This window comes from Glutamicibacter sp. BSL13, assembly GCF_052928425.1.
The window spans coordinates 1-2,254 of sequence record NZ_JAVGCZ010000188.1 but is presented as its reverse complement, the minus strand read 5'-3'; the positions used below and the strand labels follow the sequence as shown (position 1 = coordinate 2,254).

The window sequence follows — 2,254 nt, the reverse complement described above, 5'->3', positions numbered from 1 at the left end:
TCCTCACTGGGCGGCCGGCCCCGACCGGCGGGCCGGCGACCGGGCTCGGCGTCCTCGCCAGCCCTACGGATCCCGGGGCCGCGATCGGTGCGCCGGGCTTGAACCCGGTCCTGTATTGGTTCCTCGTCGTCCTCCTCCTCGGGTGCCTGGCCATGCTGGGAGTGATCGTGTGGCGGCTGGTGAGGCGCGGCCGGGACCGTTCGCGGGTGCACAACCTCGCCGGGACGGCGACCGGGGACGAGGTCGCCCGTGTCGCCTCCCGCAAGGCCCTGCAAAGACGGGCCGGAACGCTACGGCCTTCGATCCAGGACAAGAAGCCCGACCCGGCCGAGGTGGGATATCTGCTGGGCACGGCGAAGGGCACCCAGGTATGGGCGACCGTCGAGGACTCGATGCTCCTGGTCGGCCCACCGAGATCCGGCAAAGGGCTGCATGTGGTCGTCAACTCGATCCTCGACGCCGCCGGTCCGGTGCTGACCACGAGCACCAGGCCCGACAATCTGACCGTTACGCTGAAGGCCCGGCAGCGCACAGGGCCGGTCGCGGTGTTCGACCCGCAACACCTCGCCCCCGGGTTGCCCTCGGGCATGCGGTGGTCGATCGTGCGCGGCTGCGCCGACCCGCTGACCGCGATGATCCGCGCCAAAGGCCTCGCCACCGCGACCGGGTTCGGCGGCGTGTCCGATGGCGGATTCTGGGAGGGCAAGACCACCGCCGCGATCCAGGCCCTCCTGCACGCTGCGGCCCTGGACGGACGGGACTCCAAGACGGTCTACCAGTGGTCGCTGAGCCCGGCCGCAGCCGCCGACGCCGTCCGCATCCTCTCGACCAATACGGATGCCGCGGAGGGGTGGGCGGACTCGCTGGACGCAATGATCCAATCCGATCCGAGAACCCGGGACTCGATCTGGCAGGGCGTCTCGCTCTCCTTCGGTTCGCTCGCCGACCCACGGGTCCTCGACGCCGTCTCACCCAGCCCCGACGAGGGGTTCGACCCCGAGAGGTTCTTGTGGGAGAACGGGACCATGTATCTGCTGGCGACCGGGGCCGGAGCCGGCGCCTCGGCTGCGCTGGTGTCGGCGTTCATCGAGGACATCGTCGAGACCGCCCGGAAGATCGCCGCCCGCTCCGCCGGCGCACGGATGGACCCGCCCCTGCTGCTGGCCCTGGACGAGATCGGGAACCTCGCGCCTCTGCCCGCACTTCCCGTGCTGATGGCCGAGGGAGGCGGCACCGGCATCACCACGCTGCCGGTGCTGCAGTCCCTGGCGCAGGCGCGGGAGCGGTGGGGCGAGAACAACGCGAACGCCTTGTGGGACTCCTCGATCGTGAAGATCATCCTCGGCGGCGCCAGCAACTCTCGAGACCTGCAGGACCTGTCGGCGCTGATCGGGGAACGCGACGAGACGACCGACTCCGTCACCACCGACGCCTACGGCGCGCACTCCAACCAGCGCTCGATCCGGCGGATCCCGATCATGCCGCCCGAGGTCCTCAGGACCTTGCCGTTCGGGACTGGGGTCGTCATGCTCCGCTCCGCCCGGCCGATCATCACGACCCTGCGGCCCTGGACCGCCAGGGCGGATGCCGCCCAGCTGAAGGCGGACCGGGCCGAGATCGAGCAGCTCCTCCAGCACGCCCACTGACCAGGACCGGTGTGGGGCGGGCGGGTTGTGGCCCGTACCTGACGTGTGACCCGGCGCAGGGCCGGGCGAGATCTGAGAGGAGACCTCGGTATGCCTATGCCGACCAAGCCCGGCGTGTCCGGGTTCATCGCATCCGACCCGACCCTGACCTTCACCCGGTACGGCGACGCCCGCTTCTACGCCCGCGTCGGCCTCCACCAGGACGCCGAGCGCGACGAACAGGGCAACTTCCACGAGGTCGAGCCGTACTTCACCGACCTGATCATGTTCGGCCCCTCGGCCGAGCGGGCGCACGCCACCTACCAGAAGGGCGACAACTTCATCGCCCAGGGACAGGAGCGCAGCTACACACAGAACGTCGACGGCGAGCAGGTGACCCGCGAGCAGTTCCGAGCCAGCACGATCGGCCCGAACGGCAACATCACCACCTTCAACATCCACCGCACCCCACAGGCCGAGCGGGAGACCCCGGCCGTCGACGCCACCGCCCGCGAGAGCACCTCACAGCAGGCGCCGGCCGTCGACACGGAGGCGGCCGAGAAGGAGCCCGCGGACCCGGTGGCCGACGTGCTCGCCGAGCGCGAGTCCCAGGTCGCCCCCGAACCCGT

At 70.6% G+C, this 2,254-nt stretch carries 2 protein-coding genes; both read left to right on the top strand.

Translation table 11 applies throughout. From position 1 onward, the window contains the following. The coding region (locus RCJ92_RS15670; protein ID WP_446755091.1) for a type IV secretory system conjugative DNA transfer family protein at nucleotides 1-1,646 on the top strand (1,646 nt) is incomplete at its 5' end. Between the two features lie 90 nt (nucleotides 1,647-1,736). Continuing rightward, nucleotides 1,737-2,254: single-stranded DNA-binding protein (locus RCJ92_RS15665; protein ID WP_446755090.1), on the top strand; the 518-nt coding region annotated here is incomplete at its 3' end.